We start from the raw sequence: 20,227 nt of genomic DNA on the forward strand, positions 1-20,227 counted from the left end.
GAATTTAGAGTTTTGATTTTAGAATAATGTCTCTCTAGCCCCTAGCTCTTAGCCCTTGGTTTCTAAGGCTGTTTTTCTAGCTCTGCTTTCATGCGCTCTAGAGTGAGTTGCATTTGGTCAAACATTTGTTGTGGTGTGACGCCAAACTGACTAAGCTGAGTTTTCAACTGCTGGATAGTCATTTGCGCCATAAAATCCTCCGATAGCTCGAATCGCTTCATAAAGACGCGATAGCGCTCCATCATTGCTTCCATTTGCTCAATAAACAGCTTTTTACCCTCGCGATCAAACTTGCCGTAACTATTGCCAAGTTTGATCAGCGCTTGATAATCTTCAAACAGCTGTTTCGCTTCTTGCTGAACAATCTCAGAGTCAAAGAATCCCATGTTGCTTCTATATCAAATGAGTACCGATGCTCAGTAGCTCACCTTTATCTTAAACTTATGTCTTTAGCTTTATTTTAGTCTAGGTAACTAACATCAGAAACAGACTTCGGTTAGAGTACGGTTTGTTACCGAGATATCAACACTTGACTGTTATTAGTCAAGAGTCCAGAGTCAAAACTCAAGAGTCATGAGATTTGGCTAGTAGCACCAGACTTAAATTAATACAATATATTCAGAGGTTGAAAGTTTGATAGCAGCAATGCTGATTTTATGAATGTCCTTTGCTACTATGGCTGTCTTACCGTCAGAAATGTGGTAGTGGTAGATTGATAAGAAAATGTTGACTAAGCGAAAAAGCCGGAGTGTTGCTGCAATTTTAGCGTTTGCTGGCACGCTGACAATTTCAGGTTTACATAAGTTTTATTTGGGACAGCCTCTGTGGGGTCTTTTATACCTATTGCTTTCTTGGACACCGATTCCCAAGGTAGCTAGTGCTATAGAGGGTGTTTGGTATTTAGCTCAGGATGAAGAAACCTTCGATCAGAATTTTAATCAAGGCAAGTCAGTGGTTCGTTCCGTGCAGTCAGGGGCAAATCAAGTTGGAGCGATCGCTGATGCTTTGCGTGAATTAGATGCTCTGCGTCAGGATGGACTAATTTCTGAATATGAATTTGAGCAAAAACGCCGTCAGTTACTCGACCAAATTTCTTGATTTGTTGGTAGTTAGTAGTTAGTGGTTAGTAGTTAGTAGTTAGTAGTTAGTAGTCATAATCGGTTTTTTCCACTATCCACTATCCACTAACCACTATCCACTATCCACTATCCACCAATACCATGAACCAAAACAGGCTGCCATTTACACTCAACCCTAGGCTGCAAAAACTACGTTCTAAACTGCTCAACGATCCTTACTACCGACTCCAATCAGCGGAGGAAATTGTGATCGCTGCATCCCTAGGCATCCGTATAGATGCTAATCAGGCAACTGTAGATGATTGGTTGCGCCTGCCAGGGTTATCGATTCACCAAGCGCGATCGCTTGTAGAACTTTCGCGTAGTGGTGTTAAATTTTACTGTATTGAAGATCTAGCTGCGGCTTTGAGTATATCGATACAGCGACTCAAGCCTTTAGAGCCAATTCTAAATTTTAGTTATTACGATGACGAAGCTGTTAATAATATTACCTATGTAATTAATCCCAATACAGCAACAATTGAAAGCTTGCTAAAAGTACCGTTTATAGATGCGTCTCTTGCCCAAGCAGTAGTCGAAAACCGCCAATCAGCTGGGCTGTACCGTAACTTAGTAGATTTCCAGCAACGGCTAAACTTATCGGGCGATATCCTTGCCCAGCTGATGTATTATCTCAGGTTTTAGATGTTGATAGTTGGTTGTTGGTGGTTGTTTGGAGCAACCAACAAACAACAAACAACAAACAACTAATTAAACAAACCCAATTCGACTAAGCGGCCAAAAGCGAAACACTGCCCGACCAATGATATTTTTTCTTGGTAAAAAGCCCCAGTAACGAGAGTCATTACTATCGTTGCGGTTGTCTCCCATGACAAAAAACTCATTTTCAGGGACTTGTACTGGTGGAAACGGTTGATTTGGTGGTTCGGCAATGTAGTTTTCTTTTAAGGGTTTTCCGTTGATGTAAACTTTGCCACTATTAATGGCAACTATCTTACCTGGTTCCCCAATCACGCGTTTGATAAAAGCTTGGTCTTTGTGATATCCCCGTCGTTGGAGTTCTTCGGGAGGTTGAAAAACGATGATATCGCCTGAATGTGGAGGATGAAAATAGTAAGAGACTTTTTCTACCACTAAGCGATCGTCTGTATGTAAGGTTGGCACCATTGAATCTGAAGGGATGTAGCGAGGTTCGGCAATAAAAGTCCGGATTAAGAATGCTAAAACTAAGGCAATAGCTATCAAACCCAAATTTTCCCGCAAACTGCGCCCCACTCCTGACGACGCAGAAGCTTCTTTTGCATTACTTTCCTGAGAGGTCATACAAAATTTAAGAATTAGGTTCAAAAGTTAGACAAACACTATTAATTATTTTGACGCTAAGCTAAATATATCTTTAATAAGCAAGATATGTTTCACAAATTGCAAATTAATAAGTATCAGTACGTATATTTTCTTTAGGCTTACTCAGGTATTTTTCAGACTATCAAAGCTAAATTATAGATTGAAATGTATAATTCAAGACAATACTTAGATTAGATGATAGAGAAAATAATTCAAAATCTTAGTCGAAAAATTTATAATTATCAGACAAGCTTTAGTATACTTTCAGTTTTTCCTCCTTATAAAAAGCTAATTGCCGACTGGTAAGATGATAGTCCCAGTCGGCTTTTTGTGGAAGTTAATAACTAGCGGCTCATTACATCTCTATTATCGCCCTACACCAATGTACTGGAAGCCAGCTCTCAACATTGTTTCAGGGTCGAGGAAGTTACGACCGTCAATCATGACCGGGTGGTTCATCAATTTTGCCATCTTAGCGTAGTCGAGATGGTTGAACTGTTGCCATTCGGTTACTAATACCAACGCATCACAACCATCGGCAAGTCTTTCTGGATCTGTTTCTACCAGAACACCAGAAAGACCATCACGCAAACCAGATTGGGAAACAATCGGGTCATATGCCTTGACTTTGGCTCCCAGTCGATTCAACTGCTCGATCAGATTGAGTGCAGGGGCGTCGCGCATATCATCGGTATCAGGTTTGAAGGTAAGACCGAGTAATCCAACAGTTTTACCTTTAAGGATTTTCAGTGCTTGCTGGAGTTTTTCTACAGCAATTAGGCGCTGGCGTTGGTTGACGCAAACAGCAGCTTTGAGTAACTGTGCTTCGTAGCCGTAGTCATCAGCAGTGTGAATCAGCGCTGCTACATCTTTGGGGAAGCAGGAACCACCCCAGCCAATACCAGCGTTTAAGAATTTATTACCGATGCGGGAGTCAAGACCGATGCCTTTTGCTACTTGGGTGACGTCAGCACCAACGCGATCGCAAATGTTAGCTACTTCGTTAATAAAACTAATCTTGGTTGCTAAAAAGGCGTTAGCAGCGTATTTAATCATTTCTGCCGAACTGAGATCCGTTACCAGTACTGGCACTGGTGGTAAAGACTGGTCTTCAGCGTACTTGCGCTCTACAATTGGGGTATACAGTTCTTGCATCATAGCGATCGCTTTCGAGCTATTGCCACCTAGAACAATGCGATCGGGATTGAATGTATCGTAAACTGCCGAACCTTCCCGCAAAAACTCTGGATTGCTAACTACATCAAACTCGGCTGTAATCTCAGGCAATTTTTCTTCATCGTGTCCCCCACCAACAGGCACTAGTGTTTTTTGGCGTTCGGCAATGCCATCTAGAACAATCATCCGTACCCAGTCACCAGAGCCAATAGGTACAGTAGATTTATTGACAATCACCTTATAGCCACCATTTAAGTGGGAACCAATGCCACGAGCAACAGCTTCAACGTAGCGAGTATCGCTTTCACCAGTGGGTAGAGGCGGTGTTCCTACAGCAATAAACAGAATCTCCCCGTGAGTGACTCCAGCACCGAGATCAGTTGTGAACTGGATCTTGCCATTAGCAATGGCAGTCTGCATGATTTCTGAGAGTCCCGGCTCGAATATAGGCGACTGCCCAGACTTCATTAATTTTACTTTTTCTTCGTTGTTATCTACACAAATGACATCATGCCCGATGTGAGCCAAGCAAGCACCTGTAACCAAACCGACGTAACCAGTACCAATAACACAAACACGCATCTTATTCTAATTCCTCACTTTTTTGGGGTTAATTTTCTACGAATAAGTCCAGAGTCCAGAGTCAAGGGTCAAGAGTCAAGAGTAAATTTTTTGACTAATGACTATTGACTATTGACTATTGACTACTTTTTATACGATCGCGGAAATCTTCTACAGTCAGTTTTAACCCTTCTTGTAGAGGAACGGTAGGTTCCCAATTTAACCAGGTTTTCGCCCTGGTAATATCGGGGCGACGGCGGCGCGGATCATCAGCGGGCAGTGGTTCAAACTTAATCTCTGCATCTGGGTTGATTAGATTTTGGACTGCCTGGGCTAATTCTAAAATTGTGTATTCATCAGGGTTTCCTAGATTGACTGGTCCTGTGTAGTCATTATTCATTAATCGCATCAGCCCTTCTACTAAGTCTGAAACGTAACAAAAACTACGTGTTTGTGAACCATCACCGTATACGGTTAAAGGAATACCGCGCAACGCTTGAACTATCAAATTGCTCACTACCCGACCGTCGTTTTCTAACATTCGAGGTCCATAGGTATTAAAGATGCGAGCAACTCTAATATCAACTTTATTTTGTCTGTAGTAATCAAATGCTAGTGTTTCAGCAATACGTTTGCCTTCGTCATAGCATGAACGAAGTCCGATGGGATTGACGTTACCCCTATATTCTTCGCTTTGGGGATGAACTTCTGGATCGCCGTAAACTTCACTTGTGGAAGCTAATAAAAAGCGTGCTTTCACGCGCTTAGCTAACCCCAACATATTCAACGTTCCCATAACGTTGGTTTTAACAGTTTTAACTGGGTTGTACTGATAATGTACTGGGGAAGCAGGACAAGCTAAATGGTAAATTTGATCGACTTCTAAGCGTATTGGTTCAGTAATGTCATGGCGGATAAGTTCAAAATAGGGGTGATTCATCCATTTAAGGATGTTACGTTTGTGACCTGTATAGAAATTATCCAAACAAATGACTTCGTGTCCGTCAGCTATTAGTCGGTCGATTAGATGGGAACCAATAAACCCAGCACCGCCCGTCACCAAAATTCTCATAGTTTTCCAAGTAGTTATAGATATTCAACAGCTGCTATTGTGCTTGTGCTTAGAGTACCCACTCAAAGAAAGAAAATACAGCACAAGTAAGAGTATCTAAAGAACTAATGTTAGTCAAATTTCCTTTGTATGTGAGTCTTTATGTTTATATTCAATTGCTGAACAATGCTTTAAGCAAAATTATCAAACATCTTCTGGAAATACCGATCTTTTCCCTAAGATTTCATGAAATCTTTAAAAATATAAAGTTTTTTAAAGTCGGAAATGTTGTTTGTTGTTTGGAAGCAACCACCGAACAACAACCAACAATCAACGAACAACAAATTACACAACTGCCGTAGAACCGGGAACACCCGCTGGTAGAACTGTTGATTGAGTGCGTTGTGGTTCCCCAAGCATGACAATAGAACAGGTAAGTTGTCTAGCTAACTGAGTTGTGACATCACTAATAGCTAAACCACCTGGACTAGTGCGATTACGTACAAAAGGTAGCACGACTAAATCATATAATCGTGCTGCCTGCAAGATGGCCTGAGCAACATTTTCATGAGCAATAATTTGAATCTCTGGTGGATTAGCTAAAGCTAATTTTGATACCAGTAGAGAAAGTTGCGATCGCCTCCACGCTATCTTGCTGGAACTAGTGCGGCGTTCGCATACATTCAACACGGTTACTTGCGCTTGATTTGCCTCTGCGAGCATCTGGGCAAATTGCATCGGTTGCAATGTTGGTGCCATTAAATTTTCTACTGGCACCAAGATCCGCTGAATTTTTTTCGGTGATTCTACCAAACGAGTCACCGCCACTGGGCAATGTGATGACCACAAAACACTATCAATCACATTACCGAATAAACGCGCCCTCAACCCAGTTCGTTTACCCCATCCCATCAAGATTAAATTAGCCTTTTGTTCGCGTGCCGATCTGCTAATTCCCTGTGCAAAGGCATCATCGATTCGCAGTAATGGTTCTGCTTCCACACCCAATACTTTACTCAAGGCCATAGCTTTAAGCAGCAAACGTTCGCTACGTTCTAGAGAGATCTCTAATTTAGGTGCATCCATATGAGCTGTTGCAGTGGCAATAGCTAACGGTATAATCCTGCCATTTGCCTGACGTGCCAATAACGCCGCCATTTCAATTAAATACTGCTGTGTTTGGGGATTATGGACTGGTACAACGATAGTAAAAGGAGTGTTGTCTCTTTTTCCAGAATCGGTGTATGGTGGCGTTATTGACGGTTTTTCCTTCCCAATCGCGGAAGTCAAACCAACGGCAAACCGACTGCTCATCAACGAGCCTAGGGTTGATGTTAGCAACATTAAGGCGATCGCACTATTTAATAGTGTTGGCGATAGCAACTTATTCTGATACGCGACTAAAGTTGCGGCTAATGTCACACCCACCTGGGGTAATGATAATGACCACATAGTTAACATTTCCTGCCAGTTGTAGTGGTAAAGTAACTTCGCCCCCAAAGCAGCGATAAATTTGCTGGCAATTAAACCTACTACAAGCAACAGCGTTAATTTAATTGTGGTGATACTGCTGAAAAGGGTAGGCAGATCAAAGAGCAAGCCTAAATGAACAAAGAAAATTGGAATGAATAGTACGCTACCAACAAACACCACTTTCTCTTTTACCGGGCCTTCGCCAACCGCCTCATTCACTGCCAAACCAGCTAAAAAGGCTCCAACAATTTTTTCTACCCCTATCAATTGGGCACCTACGGCAGCAAGAAATACAGAAAGTAACACAAACAAGAACTGATTTCCCTCGTCGTCTCCCGAACGCCGAAAAAATTCTTTGCCTGCCCAATTGCAGCCAAGCAAAACAATAATGGTGTAAATAATTAGTGAATTAAATAAAGGAATGCTCTGCCAGAAACCCAAGTTTGCGGTGTTGGCAGCTAAACATAGGGCAAATACTAGTAGCGCACCTAAGTTCGTTAAAACCGTAGCCCCGATCGTCGTGCTGACTGCTTCGTTGTTTATTACTCCCAAGCGATTAATGAGGGGATATGCTAAAAGCGTGTGGGAAGCCAAAATAGAACCAACTAGAACAGCCTCATTCCAGCCAAAGCCAAAACTCCGACCGATCAAGATTCCCACCATCAGAGGTATACTGAAGGTCAAGCAGCCAAAGCCGAAAACTTGACTTTTTTTGCGGCGGAACTGCTCTAAGTCAATTTCTAAGCCTGCTACAAACATCAAATAAATTAACCCAATGTCTGCAAGCAGGCTCATAACAGGCGATTCTGTCTGGAATATATTCCAGCCATAGGGACCAAGTACTACCCCCGATAGCACTAAACCTACCAGTCCCGGTAGTCGTAGTCGCTCAAATACGACGGGTACGACTAAAATGACCACCAGTAGAATGGCAAAGGGAATAATGGGTTCCTTGGTGAGAACTTGGGCAGTATCTTCAACAGCAAGAACTTGTGAGATCAGTTCCATAGGTAGGACTTGCAGGGGTGATGGTGGGACTGTGATTCTCTTAGGGCAATCCTCGAATCACGATCAAAGGTCGGGGTATAAGGGTATATGGATTCAAGGGTGTAGAAGAGCAAGAAATATCTTGTTCATCTAAACCCCTACACCCCTAACCACTTATACCCCTAGTGACGAAATAACAGCAGAAGCCACCTGGACGATAAATATCAAAATTTTACTTACACTAACTAAGCAATTATCTAGGAACGAACTACCTATGGGTGGATTTGACTCAAAATGAACCGCAGGCGATCGTAGTCGTCTTTGAGCAATACGCTCAGGGTACGTCCGGCTTGTATGAGCCATTCTCGATCAGCTTTACGTAACTGATATACCTCGCGAATGGCTGCTGCGGTCAAAGAATCTACTGGCGCACTGTTGACAAAAAGCAGTGTCCGCAAAAAATCTAGCTGTTCGGTAAATTTAATTATCGCTTCACTTTCGCATCGATAAACTGGTTGATGAATTTGCGGTGGACGAGGAGGTAAATACTGATACAGTCGAGCACTAGAACCCCGTATATTGGAGCCTGTTGCAAAGCCTACGATCGCAGCACGAAATTCGGTTTTGAGCATGGCGAATATCTGGGGTTGTTCCTCTCGCAACTCCTGTAGCGACAATCCTAGAGCCACTGGTCTGTGTACGGAATCGATGGGCATAGTCGTGGCATGGTAGACCACAGCATACACTTGATTGCCTGATTCTTCATCCACAGAAAAAACCCAACTGCCAAAGGGAGGCATGGGAGGAAAGCTCAAGTCTTCCGGTTCCAGACACTGGGCTAAAAACTCACAAGTAGTAGTTTCGACCACCTCCGCAAAGTGGTTGGGGTGGCGATCGCCTCTGTTAAATTGTGGCAGGGGAAGACGCATAGTTATCAAAAGTCACGCATTCAAAAGTCACGCATTCAAAAGTCAAGAGTCACAATGTTATGAACTATTGACTCTTGACTCTGGACTTTGGACTATTTTGCTTTTTTACGTCCGGCTGTTGTCTCTACAGGTTCTAGTTCTGAGAGACGAAAGGTAATTAATTTATCCCAGTTACCACCTTCAAACAGTACGGCGACCTTGCCATCACTTACCCGTTGCACGAGTCCTTCATAGCGATAATAGGTATCTTTCGGATTCTTGACGCGAACAGTTGCTCCTGGCAGGATCATGATTTTTACTCTCTAGGTTTCCTGTTAATAGCTTAATACTTGTGACTGGTCATTGGTTAGTTGTTGGTAGTTGGTTGTTGGTTGTTAGAACCAACAACAAACAACAAACAACAAACAACACACAAAGGATTAATATTTCTGCTTTTGGCGAAAATTAGCCACAGACTCGACTATTCCCAAGGCAATAAAGTTTTTCAACATAGCAGAACGCCCGTAACTCATCCAAGGTAAGGGAATTCCTGCTACTGGCGCTAAACCAACAGTCATGCCAATGTTGACAATCATCTGAAACACGATCATGGACAAAACACCAATAGCTAATAATGAGCCAAAATTATCTTTGGCAGTTTGGGCAACGTGTAACAGGCGCAGACAAATTAAGCAGAAGACAAAGAGCAATATCAAACAGCCAATGAAACCGAATTCTTCTCCCACGGCAGAGAAGATAAAATCTGTGTGCTGTTCGGGAACGAAATTCAACTGAGTCATCGGACCTTTGAAAAGACCCCATCCCCACCACTCACCAGCACCAATGGCAATGCGAGATTGGATTTGGTGATAAGCAGCGCCGAGGGGATCGGCTTTGGGGTTCATGAATGAAGTGAGTCGGTCTTTTTGATAGTCTTTCAGCACGTGGTTCCAAATAAACAGTCCTAATTCGCCACCCAGCATATTCAGACTCCATGCACCGATAGCGCCAAAGTTATATTTTCGCCAAGGGAGGGTACGCCAGCCAACAATCCCCATGATTACTGACCAAACTAACCCTAACGGGCCGAAAGTAATGTCTTTGGAGAAAGCGATCGCAAAGGGCCAGGGTATGCTAAACAAAATCGCGGCAAAAATCGGAGAAATCATTAGTATCAACCAGCCTGGGTTAGCATTTGCCCAGTACAACATCCCCAAGACGATCGCACCAAATACTAGTGATGTTGCCAAGTCTGGTTGCAAAAATACCAATCCCCAAGGAATGGCAGTAATTGCCAAAGCGCGGAAAACGCTATCAAGGCTAGAAGCAGTGCGTTTGTGTAGCAAAGCGGCTAGGGTGATAATGATCCCGATTTTGGCAAATTCTGAAGGCTGGATGTTGAAACCAAAGATGTTGATCCACCGTTGTGCGCCTTTAGCACTGTGACCAATTACCATGACTGCGATCAAGCTGATGTTGGTAATTGTGTATGTCACCCAATGCCATTGGAGTAGATTTTCATAACGAAAGCGGGCCAGCATCAAGGCGATCGCGCAACCAATAGCACCAATCAGCCAGTGCCACCACCAGTCGGTGAGTCCCTGGTTCAATTCGGTACTGCGGATCATGATGCCACCAAATATGGTCAAACCTACGGGCAAACAAAATAACAGCCAGTCCATTTGCTGCCAAGGTTTAAACCAATATTTCCAGCGAATTTGCAAGAGGGGAGAGCGTGACCTTTTTAACAACATGGGGGGATTGTAGACTCTTAGTTTTTAGATTTTAAATTTACTGACTACTAAAAGTCTGTATTCCGACCCATAGTTTGTTACCCAGACAAAAATTACAATTTCTTATGTAAGGGCAGCAACTGATACTTTGCCTGCGATTATTTGGGCGATCGCCTTGAATGCTTTGGCACTGGCTGAATCTGGATCGGCTGCAACTATTGGTACACCACTGTCTCCGCCGATGCGCGTGGAAATTTCTAATGGTATGCACCCCAACAACGGCACTCCCAACTCTGCCGCTGTTTTAGAGCCACCACCAGATCCAAAAATGTCATACTGCTTATCCGGCATATCCGGGGGAATGAAATAACTCATGTTTTCGACTATCCCCAAGACAGGTACGTGCATTTGCTGAAACATTCGCAAACCTTTGCGAGAATCTAACAAAGCGACAGTTTGCGGTGTCGTTACAATCACTGCTCCTGCCATTGGCACTGCTTGTGTCAATGTTAACTGAGCATCCCCTGTTCCCGGTGGCATATCGACAATCATATAGTCCAGTTCTCCCCATTGCACTTGATAGAGAAACTGGCGAATTACCCCATTCAGCATTGGCCCGCGCCAAATCACAGGCTGATCGCGGTCAATCAAAAAGCCCATTGATACTAGTTTGACGCCATGATTGAAAGCAGGCTCCAATACTTCTCCTTTCTCCGAGGAGCGCACTACAATCTGAGCATCAGCTAATCCCAGCATCGTAGGATCGTTAGGCCCGTAAATATCCGCATCAAGCAAACCTACCTTCGCCCCAGATTGTGCCAGAGCGACTGCTACATTCACAGCCACCGTACTTTTACCGACGCCGCCTTTACCACTAGAAATGGCGATAATATTCTTTACACCAGTCACGCCTGTGCGATCGGGTAAACTTTTTTGCTGGGGTGTTTCTGCTGTTACTTCTACGGATACATCCGTAACACCTGGTAAAGTTTTCACCGCTTTTTGACAGTCTTCCACGATGAATTCACGTAACGGGCAGGCAGGTGTAGTCAACACCAAAGTAAAATTTACTTTGCCTCCGTCAATTTTAATGTTGCGAATCATATTCATTTCTACCAGACTTTTGCGGAGTTCTGGGTCTTGTACCGGTCGCAACACTTCTAAGACTGAGCGAGAATCGAGGACATTATTCATAGTGTTTTTACCCTTACTGCCGCAACATTATTTAACAAACAGCAATGATTATCTAGTTATCTACTTGCATCTTAACTTTGTTGGGTAATAGGTAATAGGTAATAGGTAATTGAGAAGACTTATTCTTTCCATTACTCATTACCCATTACCCCTTATTCCTTACCTAAAAATCAAAACAACTATCCTTGAGTGGTTTCCCTTTCCCTGAAACTGCTGATAATGTCCCTTTTTCAACTGCCTCGATTAAAGCTTTGGCGACGCGATCGGCGTAAGGACGAGAAAATGACCAAATCAAGGGCGATAACCAACCGCGTAGTGTAACAGAATATGACAAATAGGTACCGCAAAGGGTAGACTCTATAGTGTAAGTGATTCGTTCTTCAACACCAGGAATCGCCAATATTCTGATACTCAGTAACTCTCTGGGATTGACGCGCTCTACAAAAATACGTATCGGAATTGGTGAAAAACGTGTCACCGCTTGATAAATTAATCCTGGTTTGGGTACTAATCCATAAGGGACGTTCGTGCTTTTGAGAAGTGGATGCCAGGAGACGTCTGCCAAGTTAACTAGCTTTTGCCACAGTTCATCAACAGAAGCAGAACTAATCTCGCGATAAGTTCGTATTAGAGAAGCGCAAAACCGACGACGTTTGCGGTGGATGAAGTTGGGCAACCAAGCTCGCATTTTCCTAATCCTCTTCGCTACATGCTTTCTGGTAACTCTTGCATGATGGATGGGTATTGGGTATTGGGGAATGGGGATTGGGGATTGGGTAAAGGGTAAAGGGTAAAGGGTAAAGGGTAAAGGGTAAAGGAATATTACTACCCTTTCAGCCTTCCTCCTTTACCCTTCCCCCTCTTGTTTTTTCCCATGCCCTTTGTCCCATGCCCCTTAACCCTTTCCAGTCCCTAGTTCTTAGTCTCTAGTCCCCATTCTCCTTGAAACTTCTGATGCCTGAGGTAACAACCCTGCAAGAGAAACCATATTTTTTCTACTTTTTATAAATACTATTAATCAGCACCCGATATCTTCCTACCTACTGCGGAAATGCACAGAAAAATTTGGTGTGCGATTATACTGTTTTACTTTGATTTTGGTGAATAGGGTCTCCACAGTAAAATTTGGGCTAAATTCAGACATAGCATTTAGGTTTTACCAAAGTAATTTTTTTGTCAAAGTAGCCCGCTTTTGAATTACTTACAAGGTCAAAAGTGCTTATAGACTAATTCGCCAAAGTAGAGTATTCATACCAGAATATTTACATTTAGAAAAGAAGTTGAAAAAAATCAATCAATATACAAGCCTATACGCATTTGAGAGAAAATAACTCTAGTCATGCCCACCCACTGCCTGAATGCTTGATCCTCAAGAGAAAAGCAAGGTGGGCATTTTTAGCCGAATTGTTGGCTGCTGCTGTGGTGGGTTCTTAGTTAAAAAATTGTTGCTTTTTGCAAATAGTTATTTAGGTTGTTGAATTTATGGTGACTAACTCTCAAAGACCGGCTTTACCAGTAGAATCATCTGCATCTTTACCACCAACTGACGCTAAAGCTAGGGTCAGTGAGTTTATGAAAAGTTTACAAGACGAAATTACCCAAGCTTTAGAAAAATTGGATGGTGTAGGTAAATTTCAGGAAGATTCTTGGGAACGTCCGGAGGGAGGCGGTGGGCGATCGCGCGTGATGCGAGAAGGCGCAATCTTTGAACAAGGTGGTGTAAATTTTTCTGAAGTTTGGGGTTCCCATTTACCGCCTTCAATTCTCGCACAACGCCCAGAAGCAAAAGGACATGATTTCTATGCCACAGGCACTTCAATGGTGTTGCATCCCCGCAATCCTTACGTACCCACCGTTCACCTCAATTATCGCTATTTTGAAGCAGGCCCGGTATGGTGGTTTGGTGGTGGTGCCGATCTGACCCCCTATTATCCCTTTGCTGAAGATGCCATTCATTTCCATCAAACATTCAAGCAAGCCTGTGATGCTCATCACTCAGAGTATTACCCAGTCTTTAAACGCTGGTGTGATGAGTATTTTTACTTAAAGCATCGGGGGGAGACGCGGGGCGTTGGTGGTCTGTTTTTTGATTATCAAGATGGTCAAGGTGCTTTATATCGCGGTCCTCATACTGATAGCGAAGCTGCTAAGTACAGCAACCAATTGGGAACTATTGCACCACGCAGTTGGGAAGATTTGTTTGCCTTTGTGCAAAGCTGCGGCAAAGCCTTTTTAAGCGCCTACCTACCAATCGCAGAGCAGCGACACAAGATGGAATATGGCGATCGCCAACGCAATTTTCAACTGTACCGCCGGGGACGGTATGTAGAATTTAATCTAGTTTATGACCGAGGTACAATTTTTGGACTGCAAACCAACGGTCGTACCGAATCAATTTTGATGTCCCTACCTCCCCTAGTACGGTGGGAATACGGCTACAAGCCTGAGCCAAACTCACCCGAAGCCGAGTTGTACGAAACCTTCCTCAAACCCCAAGACTGGGTAAACTGGACACCAAGCCATACGTAAAGAGTGTGAGTTAAACTACTAAAGGAAAGCACTAAGCAATCAAGGTGACAGTTGTTGCTGTAGCTTGCTAATTTCAAGCTACAGAATCAATCCACCCGTTGCAAGTGAGTAACATAATTAACCAATACCATTCCGTCCATCTCCTTTCAATTAAGAGGGATAAGTGGTTATGGGGATGTTAGTGGTTAGTGTTTGTTGTTTGTTGTTTGTTGTTTGTTGTACCCTGCGGGAAGCCGAGTAAAGCGCGTCTATGGAACAACTAACAACAATCAACTATCAACTAACAACCAGCAACCAACAACTAACAACTAGTCAATATTGAGAATGCCAAGGGGAGGCTCAGTGATCGACATAGACCAAAAAACTTATACAACTCAGGACGGTAATACCGTTATCGTCTTGACACCCACAGGCCGCCTGGATATTACCACAGCATGGCAATTTCGCTTGAAATTGCAGGAGTGTATTTCCAAACTCAGCCGTCATGTGGTTGTGAATTTAGGTCAAGTGAATTTTATTGACAGTTCTGGGCTGACTTCTCTGGTGGCAGGAATGCGCGATGCTGATAAAGTTAAAGGCAGTTTTCGTATCTGTAATGTCCACCCAGAAGCCAAACTGGTGTTTGAAGTAACGATGATGGACACGGTATTTGAAATCTTTGAAACGGAGGAGGAAGCTTTAGAAGGTGTACCTCGTAGTATTGCCAGCTAGTTCAAAGTCAAATATGAATAGTGAAGAGTCCAAAATAGAGACACTTCATAATTCATAATTCATAATTTAGTACTGTTTTCGCTTGGTGTAGCGATAAGGCCCTAAAATCGCTCCCCAAGTAGCCCCTCCGGTATTAGGATCAATTCCTTTGTCATAACTATGCAATTCTTTCTGAGTCACTTCAAACCCCAAGGAAACTTGTACAGTATTGCCAGTGTAACTAAAACAGCAACGAGTTTCTGGAGGTGGGGTAGCAGTAAACTGATAGCTGTTGGCAGCTAGTGTTTGCTGAGTGACGTTGAGAATGCAACCAGGTAGTAAATCTAATTGTTCAGGCTTGAGGGTGTGAAGTAACGAGGGGTTTAGACCAGCGCCACGCAACGCTGTTGGATCTTTGGGCATATAGTATTGTACATTTAGAGGTGCATCAAGTTCACCCCCTGACCTGAGCCGCATAATCCGTTGGCGGTAGGGTTGATCCAATTTCACAATATTGGCTTGTTCTGCAAATAATGTCAGGCTGTCTTCTGGAAACAGAGGAACAGGTATTTGCCACAGACGCAAGTGGACATACCAAGCAGGTTCTGCTAGAGCTTGTTCTCGATTATCAAATTCACCAGCTAAGTAATTAGCGAGGCAGAGTAACTGTGGCGAGAAGGTCATAAATCTAAAGCGTATTCACAAATTATTATAATTTGTGCGTGCTTTCCAAGGGAAGAGGGATTAAAAGCTATATGGTCTTGCCATGTGTTATGACTTTTGGTAACTAAAGTGTAACTTAATACAAAAATATAAATAAAACCTCCTGCTAAGAGGAGGTTGTTTATTTTTAATATTGAAATTTAATTCTTAGAGGTCATTTATAAAGTAAAAATAAAATTTTTGTAGGGGAGCCACTGCGTTGGGCAGCTCTGCCGACTTGTAGCAAGTGGCGTTGTGTTAGGCGCATATTTCGGTATGATTTGTCACGAAAAATATGATCAAAGTGCCTAACGCACCATGTTAGATAGTGGTGCGTGATAGCAAAGCCGTAACACACCCTACTTAAAATTTACCCCGTTGCTGAATGAAGGGATGATATCATTTATGTAAGTACAATTTGATACTTCAAGTAGTGAAGTAATAATTTAAGTGAGTATCGAGCGCATTTCTTCGGTCTTAGAAGAGCATAAAGTTTTTCGGTGAAGGCGTGCAAGATAATGACGCAATCGGGTGTTTTCATTTTCCACTCGCGTCATATATGTTTGACTGAATAATTTGGTCTCCATCAGGGATAAAACTTGGGTAAACTTTCCAGCCATCGGTAAGATAAAAATAACTTTTCCACTGTTTAACAATTTCCCACAATGGCTCAAACGTTTCAGCACTGTGGTCTCCTAAAACCCACGCTAAAATACCTTGACTAAAATGATTTAGTGCTGTCCACAACCAAATTTTGTTTTTTTTGAACCGATGAATGTCTCTAATTCGTCTAGTTCTCCAACCTTTGGAACTATATCTTCTTTTGGTACATCCGGCAGTTTTTCTCCCAATTGTTTAATCCAATAAATGATGCTAGTATGATGCACACCTTTGACTCGTTCAATCGCGCGAAAACCCATACCGTTGAGGTACATTTTTACGCATTCTTTTTTGATCTCTTCTGAATATCCTTTCGGCGGATCGTACAGGTCGATAAACTGGCGGTCGCATTTGATACAAATTTGCCCGCAGCTTACCTCTACGCTTTCCGTTCTTACGAATTTCCCTAGACCCACACTATGGACATTCCACAGTAGATCACCTCAATTCATCCCTCTATTATGCAACGCCTAATTTACTTTATAAATGGTTTCTTAGTATTTATACTCTTATGTGGAAAATGATTGGATAACTTATCGAATAAATTTTAACAATAGAGATATAGCTCTACTTATCTTGTGTAGCCTCATCCAGTGCTTTCTGAATAGCTTGTCTCACGAATTCCGGATAATTTTCTTGCTGGCTTAATGCATCTTTCATTGACTTACTGATACGAATATTGAGCCGTTCGGTTAAGGGTTCTTCTCTGTCAGTAGTAAACGGTTTGAGATTATCTGGGTTCCCTTTGGGATTAGGCATTTATATGTAAATGTAAATATAGATAGCGTTTTACATGTAGGCACGTGAAATAATAGTTAATTGGTGGCTGTACTTCCGGCAAGTCGTCACAGCCACCAAGTCCATCCACTACCGATGAACAACTATATGATGACACGCAAAGAACTAGAAGCGCTATCACTTGAAGATTTACGCGCTATGGCATCTCACTATGGAGTGCAACCATTTGGAAGCTATGGTAAACCTGAAGCTTGGATCGCGGTGCTAACTAGCTTTCCTTATCGTGCTATTGACCAGATGAAAGATGGTATCGGCTTGCACTCACCTGGAATTGAAATCTACAGACATATCACAGTAGCACTTGATATGATTGGGAAACCTACAGAAAGCCAAATGGGATTGTTGCGACTAACCAAAGAGGAAGAATACTTTGAGGATGAGCAGATGAGGTTTTATCAGGACAAGCTTTATAAACTGTATAGAGTAAAAATGCTGTTGCATGAAGCGGTAAAGATTCTAGTTAGCTAAGCTTGCGCGATCGCGTTATTTAACCCTTCATCATTGGAGGGTTTTTTTAGATATAATGATTATTTATACTTTTTTGATCTTGTCAGGCAGCTTGCAGTTTGCAAAATTTTTTAGAAAATCAATTTATAAATTTCATAGATACTAAAAGCACGCGAAACAAGCGTAAAATTAACCTAAGATTAAGCACTTACCTAGAAAAATAATAGAAATTAGCTTCAAGATAGTTAAAACCCTTGATATTATGTCGTTAACCCGTACTGTATCCGATACAAAGCGAGCTTTCCACACTCTCCACACCCGTCCGATCAACACTATTTATCGGCGGGTAGTAGAGGAATTAATAGTAGAAATGCACCTACTGTCAGTAAATGTCGATTTCAGCTACAATCCTATTTATGCCTTGGGCGTCGTCACTTCCTTTGACCGCTTTATGCAAGGCTACCAGCCAGAACAGGATAAAGAGTCGATATTTAATGCTCTGCTACGGGCAACAGAGGCAGATCCGCAAACCTACAGACAGGATGCTCAACGCTTGCAAGATATTGCCAAAAGTCTGTCAACTCAAGATTTAATTGCCGCTTTAAGCCAACAAACTCAATTAAATCGTGATGCTGACTTACAAGCACATCTACAAGCGATCGCCAACAACCCCAACTTTAAATACAGCCGCTTGTTTGCGATTGGTTTATTCTCTTTACTAGAACAGTCAGACCAAGAATTGGTCAAAGACGAAAAAAAACGTACTGAAGCACTGAAAAGCATTGCTGCTGGCTTGCACTTATCAGATGACAAACTCAACAAAGATTTGGAACTTTACCTTTCTAACGTAGATAAGATGTCGCAAGCACTAGTGGTAATGGCAGATTTGCTTTCAGCCGATCGCAAAAAACGCGAACAACGCAATCAAAAATCAAATACTACCGTTACTCCCCCAAAGAATAACGAATAGTGATGAGCGCCCTTTGCGGGTGCTTCTCGCTTCTAAGTAGGACGGCGTAATTAATTAAAGGTTTGTAGTGTAGACGCTCGTAGAGCGGCTTCCCGTAGGGTGGACTTTAGTCCTCAAAAAAGGGCTAAAGCCCTTACTACGAACTTATTTCAATAATTTTACGTTACTTAAAATGGTTTGATTTATTTCCGCCGGCTTACTTAGGTTAGAGGAAACAATAGCTGAAGTTCGCTTTATCACTATTAAGAGTGCCAGCGCACCAAAGATAGTGGAGTTTTTTCTATAGCCAGAACTTAATTTGATTTAAGCTTTACTGATGTAGAGACACTCCTAGGGGCATCTCTACCAAACACGTTAGTTTTAATTTCCTTGTTGATTTGGAGCTGTGGGCTGTTGCAAAGAAGTGCCAGGATTAATAGGAAAGGGAATTGAATTGGGTTGATTAAGGTCAGAGTTACCTTGAGGATTGAACGGAGCTGCTGGTGGTGTACCAGGATTGATCGGCAAAGAAGGAACAGGAGCACCTGGGAGAGAATTCGGCGATTTTTCTGAAGAACCGGGTATAATTCCTAAAGAAACGCGATCGCCACCTACTTGCCGCAGCAAATCTAATAATTCTATGACATCGTTATAAGTTGCTGAACGTGAGGCATTCAATACTAAAGTGCCGTTAGGATTTTCTTGCAGATACTGTCTTAAAATATCTGCCAGTTGTTCGCGTTTGATTGGTTGTTTTTCTACATAGGTTTGACCAACAGCATCAATAGTCACGGGTAATATTTGTCGTCCTTGGGGTAAATTAACATTACCTGCTGTAGATGAACTAGCTTTGGGCAAATCAACGTTAATTACTTGCTGCCGAGTAAATTGCAAAGATGCCAAAATGAAAAACGTCAAGATACAAAAAATGACATCAATTAAGGGAATAATTTGAACTTGAGCTTCTTCAATGGGAGTATGCAAGTTAATTTTCATCGTCTCGCTCTTATGCTAGATTGCAATGGAATATTTGACAATTCGTAGTGGGTAATTTAAAGCTCACTACGAACCAATTTTTTTGTGCATTTTTCCTAGAATTATCTGCACTGATTTATTTGTCTGAATCAGATGTATCTTCGGAAATTTCTGGAGGATCGGAAAACCTGTTTTGAGTTCGCTTGCGTCGAGGAATAAAATTTTCTCCCGTAGAATCGTGGGCAACGCCCTGAGGTAGCGCCTTGTTTGGCTTACTATTGCTTAAATCAGCTGGAGACTGCAAGTAAAGCATTTCTAAATCATTCCCTGCCTTGCGAAATACTTTGACTTGATTGACTAACAGACCTTGAAACAATCGGTAAAATATCAAGCTGAAAATGGCAACTGCTAGCCCCACCGCTGTACTGTACAGAGATTCGCCAATACCAGTAGTTACTCCCGCTGTGGCTTCTGTTCCCAAATCTCCAATCCGAATTGATTCCAAAGACCTAATTAAACCCCAAACTGTACCAAACAATCCCAACAGAGGAGCCACAGCAATTACAAGTTCTAAAACTTTTTCGCCCCGCCGCATCTGAGCCAATTCGGTTTCCGCAGTTGACTCCAGTGCCAGTCGAAATAATTCCGCATTGTTTTTCGGCAGGCTTAAGGGGGCAAAAAGAAATCTGCCTATCGGTTGATCTGTTGCCTGTCTAGCCATGTCCGCAGCGATTCCCCAATCTTGACGAGCCGCTTCTAAAATGCGATCGACAGTTTCCTTTTCCTGGGTCAAAATTCGCAACCAAAACCACAGGCGCTCTAAAACCACACTTAACGACAACACTGAGAAGAAAAGCAACGGCCATACTACTGGCCCAACCTTGCGAAATATATCTAAAATATCCACAGTTTAGGTTTTCTCCGTCTATTCACCGAGCAACTATTCCAAAGCATTTTAATACCAGAGATGA

The 20,227-nt window shown here is 42.5% G+C and carries 20 protein-coding genes and 1 pseudogene; 6 read left to right on the forward strand and 15 right to left on the reverse strand.

Annotated elements, in window-relative coordinates; genetic code table 11:
• Nucleotides 1-62: 62 nt before the first annotated feature.
• Nucleotides 63-386, reverse strand: coding sequence for a DUF1825 family protein (locus FIS9605_RS0101300; RefSeq protein WP_026730971.1), 324 nt, complete (start codon nucleotides 384-386; stop codon nucleotides 63-65).
• 337 nt (nucleotides 387-723) lie between these two features.
• Between FIS9605_RS0101300 and FIS9605_RS0101305 the strand changes: the two genes are divergently transcribed.
• Nucleotides 724-1,098 carry an NINE protein gene (locus tag FIS9605_RS0101305; RefSeq protein ID WP_026730972.1) on the forward strand — a complete coding sequence of 125 codons (375 nt, stop codon included), beginning with the start codon at nucleotides 724-726 and terminating at the stop codon, nucleotides 1,096-1,098.
• A gap of 122 nt (nucleotides 1,099-1,220) precedes the next feature.
• A complete protein-coding gene (locus tag FIS9605_RS0101310; RefSeq protein ID WP_026730973.1) occupies nucleotides 1,221-1,763 on the forward strand; it encodes a helix-hairpin-helix domain-containing protein in 543 nt (180 codons plus the stop codon).
• Between the two features lie 66 nt (nucleotides 1,764-1,829).
• Here the strand turns inward: FIS9605_RS0101310 and lepB are convergent, their stop codons facing one another.
• The 9 genes from lepB to FIS9605_RS0101360 all read right to left on the reverse strand — a co-directional run bounded on the left by lepB (nucleotide 1,830) and on the right by FIS9605_RS0101360 (nucleotide 12,194).
• On the reverse strand, nucleotides 1,830-2,402 hold the full coding sequence (gene lepB, locus FIS9605_RS0101315; RefSeq protein ID WP_026730974.1) for a signal peptidase I: 573 nt from the start codon (nucleotides 2,400-2,402) through the stop codon (nucleotides 1,830-1,832).
• A gap of 387 nt (nucleotides 2,403-2,789) precedes the next feature.
• Complete coding sequence (locus FIS9605_RS0101320; protein ID WP_026730975.1) at nucleotides 2,790-4,181, reverse strand: UDP-glucose dehydrogenase family protein; 1,392 nt, start codon at nucleotides 4,179-4,181, stop codon at nucleotides 2,790-2,792.
• 115 nt (nucleotides 4,182-4,296) lie between these two features.
• Entirely contained in the window at nucleotides 4,297-5,232 is a 936-nt protein-coding gene (locus FIS9605_RS0101325) for a UDP-glucuronic acid decarboxylase family protein (protein ID WP_026730976.1), read from the reverse strand.
• Between the two features lie 324 nt (nucleotides 5,233-5,556).
• On the reverse strand, nucleotides 5,557-7,692 hold the full coding sequence (locus tag FIS9605_RS0101335; protein ID WP_026730978.1) for a cation:proton antiporter domain-containing protein: 2,136 nt from the start codon (nucleotides 7,690-7,692) through the stop codon (nucleotides 5,557-5,559).
• 251 nt (nucleotides 7,693-7,943) lie between these two features.
• Nucleotides 7,944-8,600, reverse strand: coding sequence for a hypothetical protein (locus tag FIS9605_RS0101340; RefSeq protein WP_026730979.1), 657 nt, complete (start codon nucleotides 8,598-8,600; stop codon nucleotides 7,944-7,946).
• 92 nt (nucleotides 8,601-8,692) lie between these two features.
• Nucleotides 8,693-8,890 carry an NAD(P)H dehydrogenase subunit NdhS gene (locus tag FIS9605_RS0101345; protein ID WP_026730980.1) on the reverse strand — a complete coding sequence of 66 codons (198 nt, stop codon included), beginning with the start codon at nucleotides 8,888-8,890 and terminating at the stop codon, nucleotides 8,693-8,695.
• A 129-nt stretch (nucleotides 8,891-9,019) separates the two neighbouring features.
• Nucleotides 9,020-10,333, reverse strand: coding sequence for a rod shape-determining protein RodA (gene rodA, locus FIS9605_RS0101350; RefSeq protein WP_026730981.1), 1,314 nt, complete (start codon nucleotides 10,331-10,333; stop codon nucleotides 9,020-9,022).
• Between the two features lie 102 nt (nucleotides 10,334-10,435).
• Nucleotides 10,436-11,506, reverse strand: a complete 1,071-nt coding sequence (locus tag FIS9605_RS0101355) for an Mrp/NBP35 family ATP-binding protein (RefSeq protein ID WP_026730982.1) — start codon at nucleotides 11,504-11,506, stop codon at nucleotides 10,436-10,438.
• 163 nt (nucleotides 11,507-11,669) lie between these two features.
• Nucleotides 11,670-12,194, reverse strand: a complete 525-nt coding sequence (locus FIS9605_RS0101360) for a hypothetical protein (RefSeq protein ID WP_026730983.1) — start codon at nucleotides 12,192-12,194, stop codon at nucleotides 11,670-11,672.
• 794 nt (nucleotides 12,195-12,988) lie between these two features.
• Here FIS9605_RS0101360 and hemF point away from each other — a divergent pair.
• Both hemF and FIS9605_RS0101370 read left to right on the forward strand, forming a co-directional pair.
• The gene (gene hemF / locus FIS9605_RS0101365; protein WP_026730984.1) at nucleotides 12,989-14,035 is read left to right on the forward strand and encodes an oxygen-dependent coproporphyrinogen oxidase; all 1,047 of its coding nucleotides are present in this window, start codon (nucleotides 12,989-12,991) and stop codon (nucleotides 14,033-14,035) included.
• A 342-nt stretch (nucleotides 14,036-14,377) separates the two neighbouring features.
• Nucleotides 14,378-14,746: an STAS domain-containing protein gene (locus tag FIS9605_RS0101370; RefSeq protein WP_026730985.1), complete on the forward strand. Its 369-nt coding sequence runs from the start codon at nucleotides 14,378-14,380 to the stop codon at nucleotides 14,744-14,746.
• Nucleotides 14,747-14,812: 66 nt separating this feature from the next.
• Here the strand turns inward: FIS9605_RS0101370 and FIS9605_RS0101375 are convergent, their stop codons facing one another.
• The 3 genes and pseudogenes from FIS9605_RS0101375 to FIS9605_RS0101390 all read right to left on the reverse strand — a co-directional run bounded on the left by FIS9605_RS0101375 (nucleotide 14,813) and on the right by FIS9605_RS0101390 (nucleotide 16,846).
• On the reverse strand, nucleotides 14,813-15,409 hold the full coding sequence (locus tag FIS9605_RS0101375) for a chromophore lyase CpcT/CpeT (RefSeq protein ID WP_026730986.1): 597 nt from the start codon (nucleotides 15,407-15,409) through the stop codon (nucleotides 14,813-14,815).
• A 421-nt stretch (nucleotides 15,410-15,830) separates the two neighbouring features.
• A pseudogene (locus tag FIS9605_RS40500) lies at nucleotides 15,831-16,489 on the reverse strand (IS1 family transposase).
• Between the two features lie 165 nt (nucleotides 16,490-16,654).
• Complete coding sequence (locus tag FIS9605_RS0101390; protein WP_026730988.1) at nucleotides 16,655-16,846, reverse strand: hypothetical protein; 192 nt, start codon at nucleotides 16,844-16,846, stop codon at nucleotides 16,655-16,657.
• A gap of 63 nt (nucleotides 16,847-16,909) precedes the next feature.
• Between FIS9605_RS0101390 and FIS9605_RS0101395 the strand changes: the two genes are divergently transcribed.
• Nucleotides 16,910-17,353, forward strand: a complete 444-nt coding sequence (locus FIS9605_RS0101395) for a hypothetical protein (RefSeq protein WP_231510196.1) — start codon at nucleotides 16,910-16,912, stop codon at nucleotides 17,351-17,353.
• Nucleotides 17,354-17,594: 241 nt separating this feature from the next.
• The gene (psb29, locus tag FIS9605_RS0101400; RefSeq protein ID WP_026730990.1) at nucleotides 17,595-18,302 is read left to right on the forward strand and encodes a photosystem II biogenesis protein Psp29; all 708 of its coding nucleotides are present in this window, start codon (nucleotides 17,595-17,597) and stop codon (nucleotides 18,300-18,302) included.
• 360 nt (nucleotides 18,303-18,662) lie between these two features.
• Here the strand turns inward: psb29 and FIS9605_RS0101405 are convergent, their stop codons facing one another.
• Nucleotides 18,663-19,277, reverse strand: a complete 615-nt coding sequence (locus FIS9605_RS0101405; protein ID WP_026730991.1) for an ExbD/TolR family protein — start codon at nucleotides 19,275-19,277, stop codon at nucleotides 18,663-18,665.
• A gap of 115 nt (nucleotides 19,278-19,392) precedes the next feature.
• Entirely contained in the window at nucleotides 19,393-20,163 is a 771-nt protein-coding gene (locus FIS9605_RS0101410) for a MotA/TolQ/ExbB proton channel family protein (protein ID WP_026730992.1), read from the reverse strand.
• Nucleotides 20,164-20,227 lie beyond the last annotated feature (64 nt).

The sequence above is a fragment of the Fischerella sp. PCC 9605 genome (assembly GCF_000517105.1).
Lineage (GTDB): Bacteria > Cyanobacteriota > Cyanobacteriia > Cyanobacteriales > Nostocaceae > PCC9605.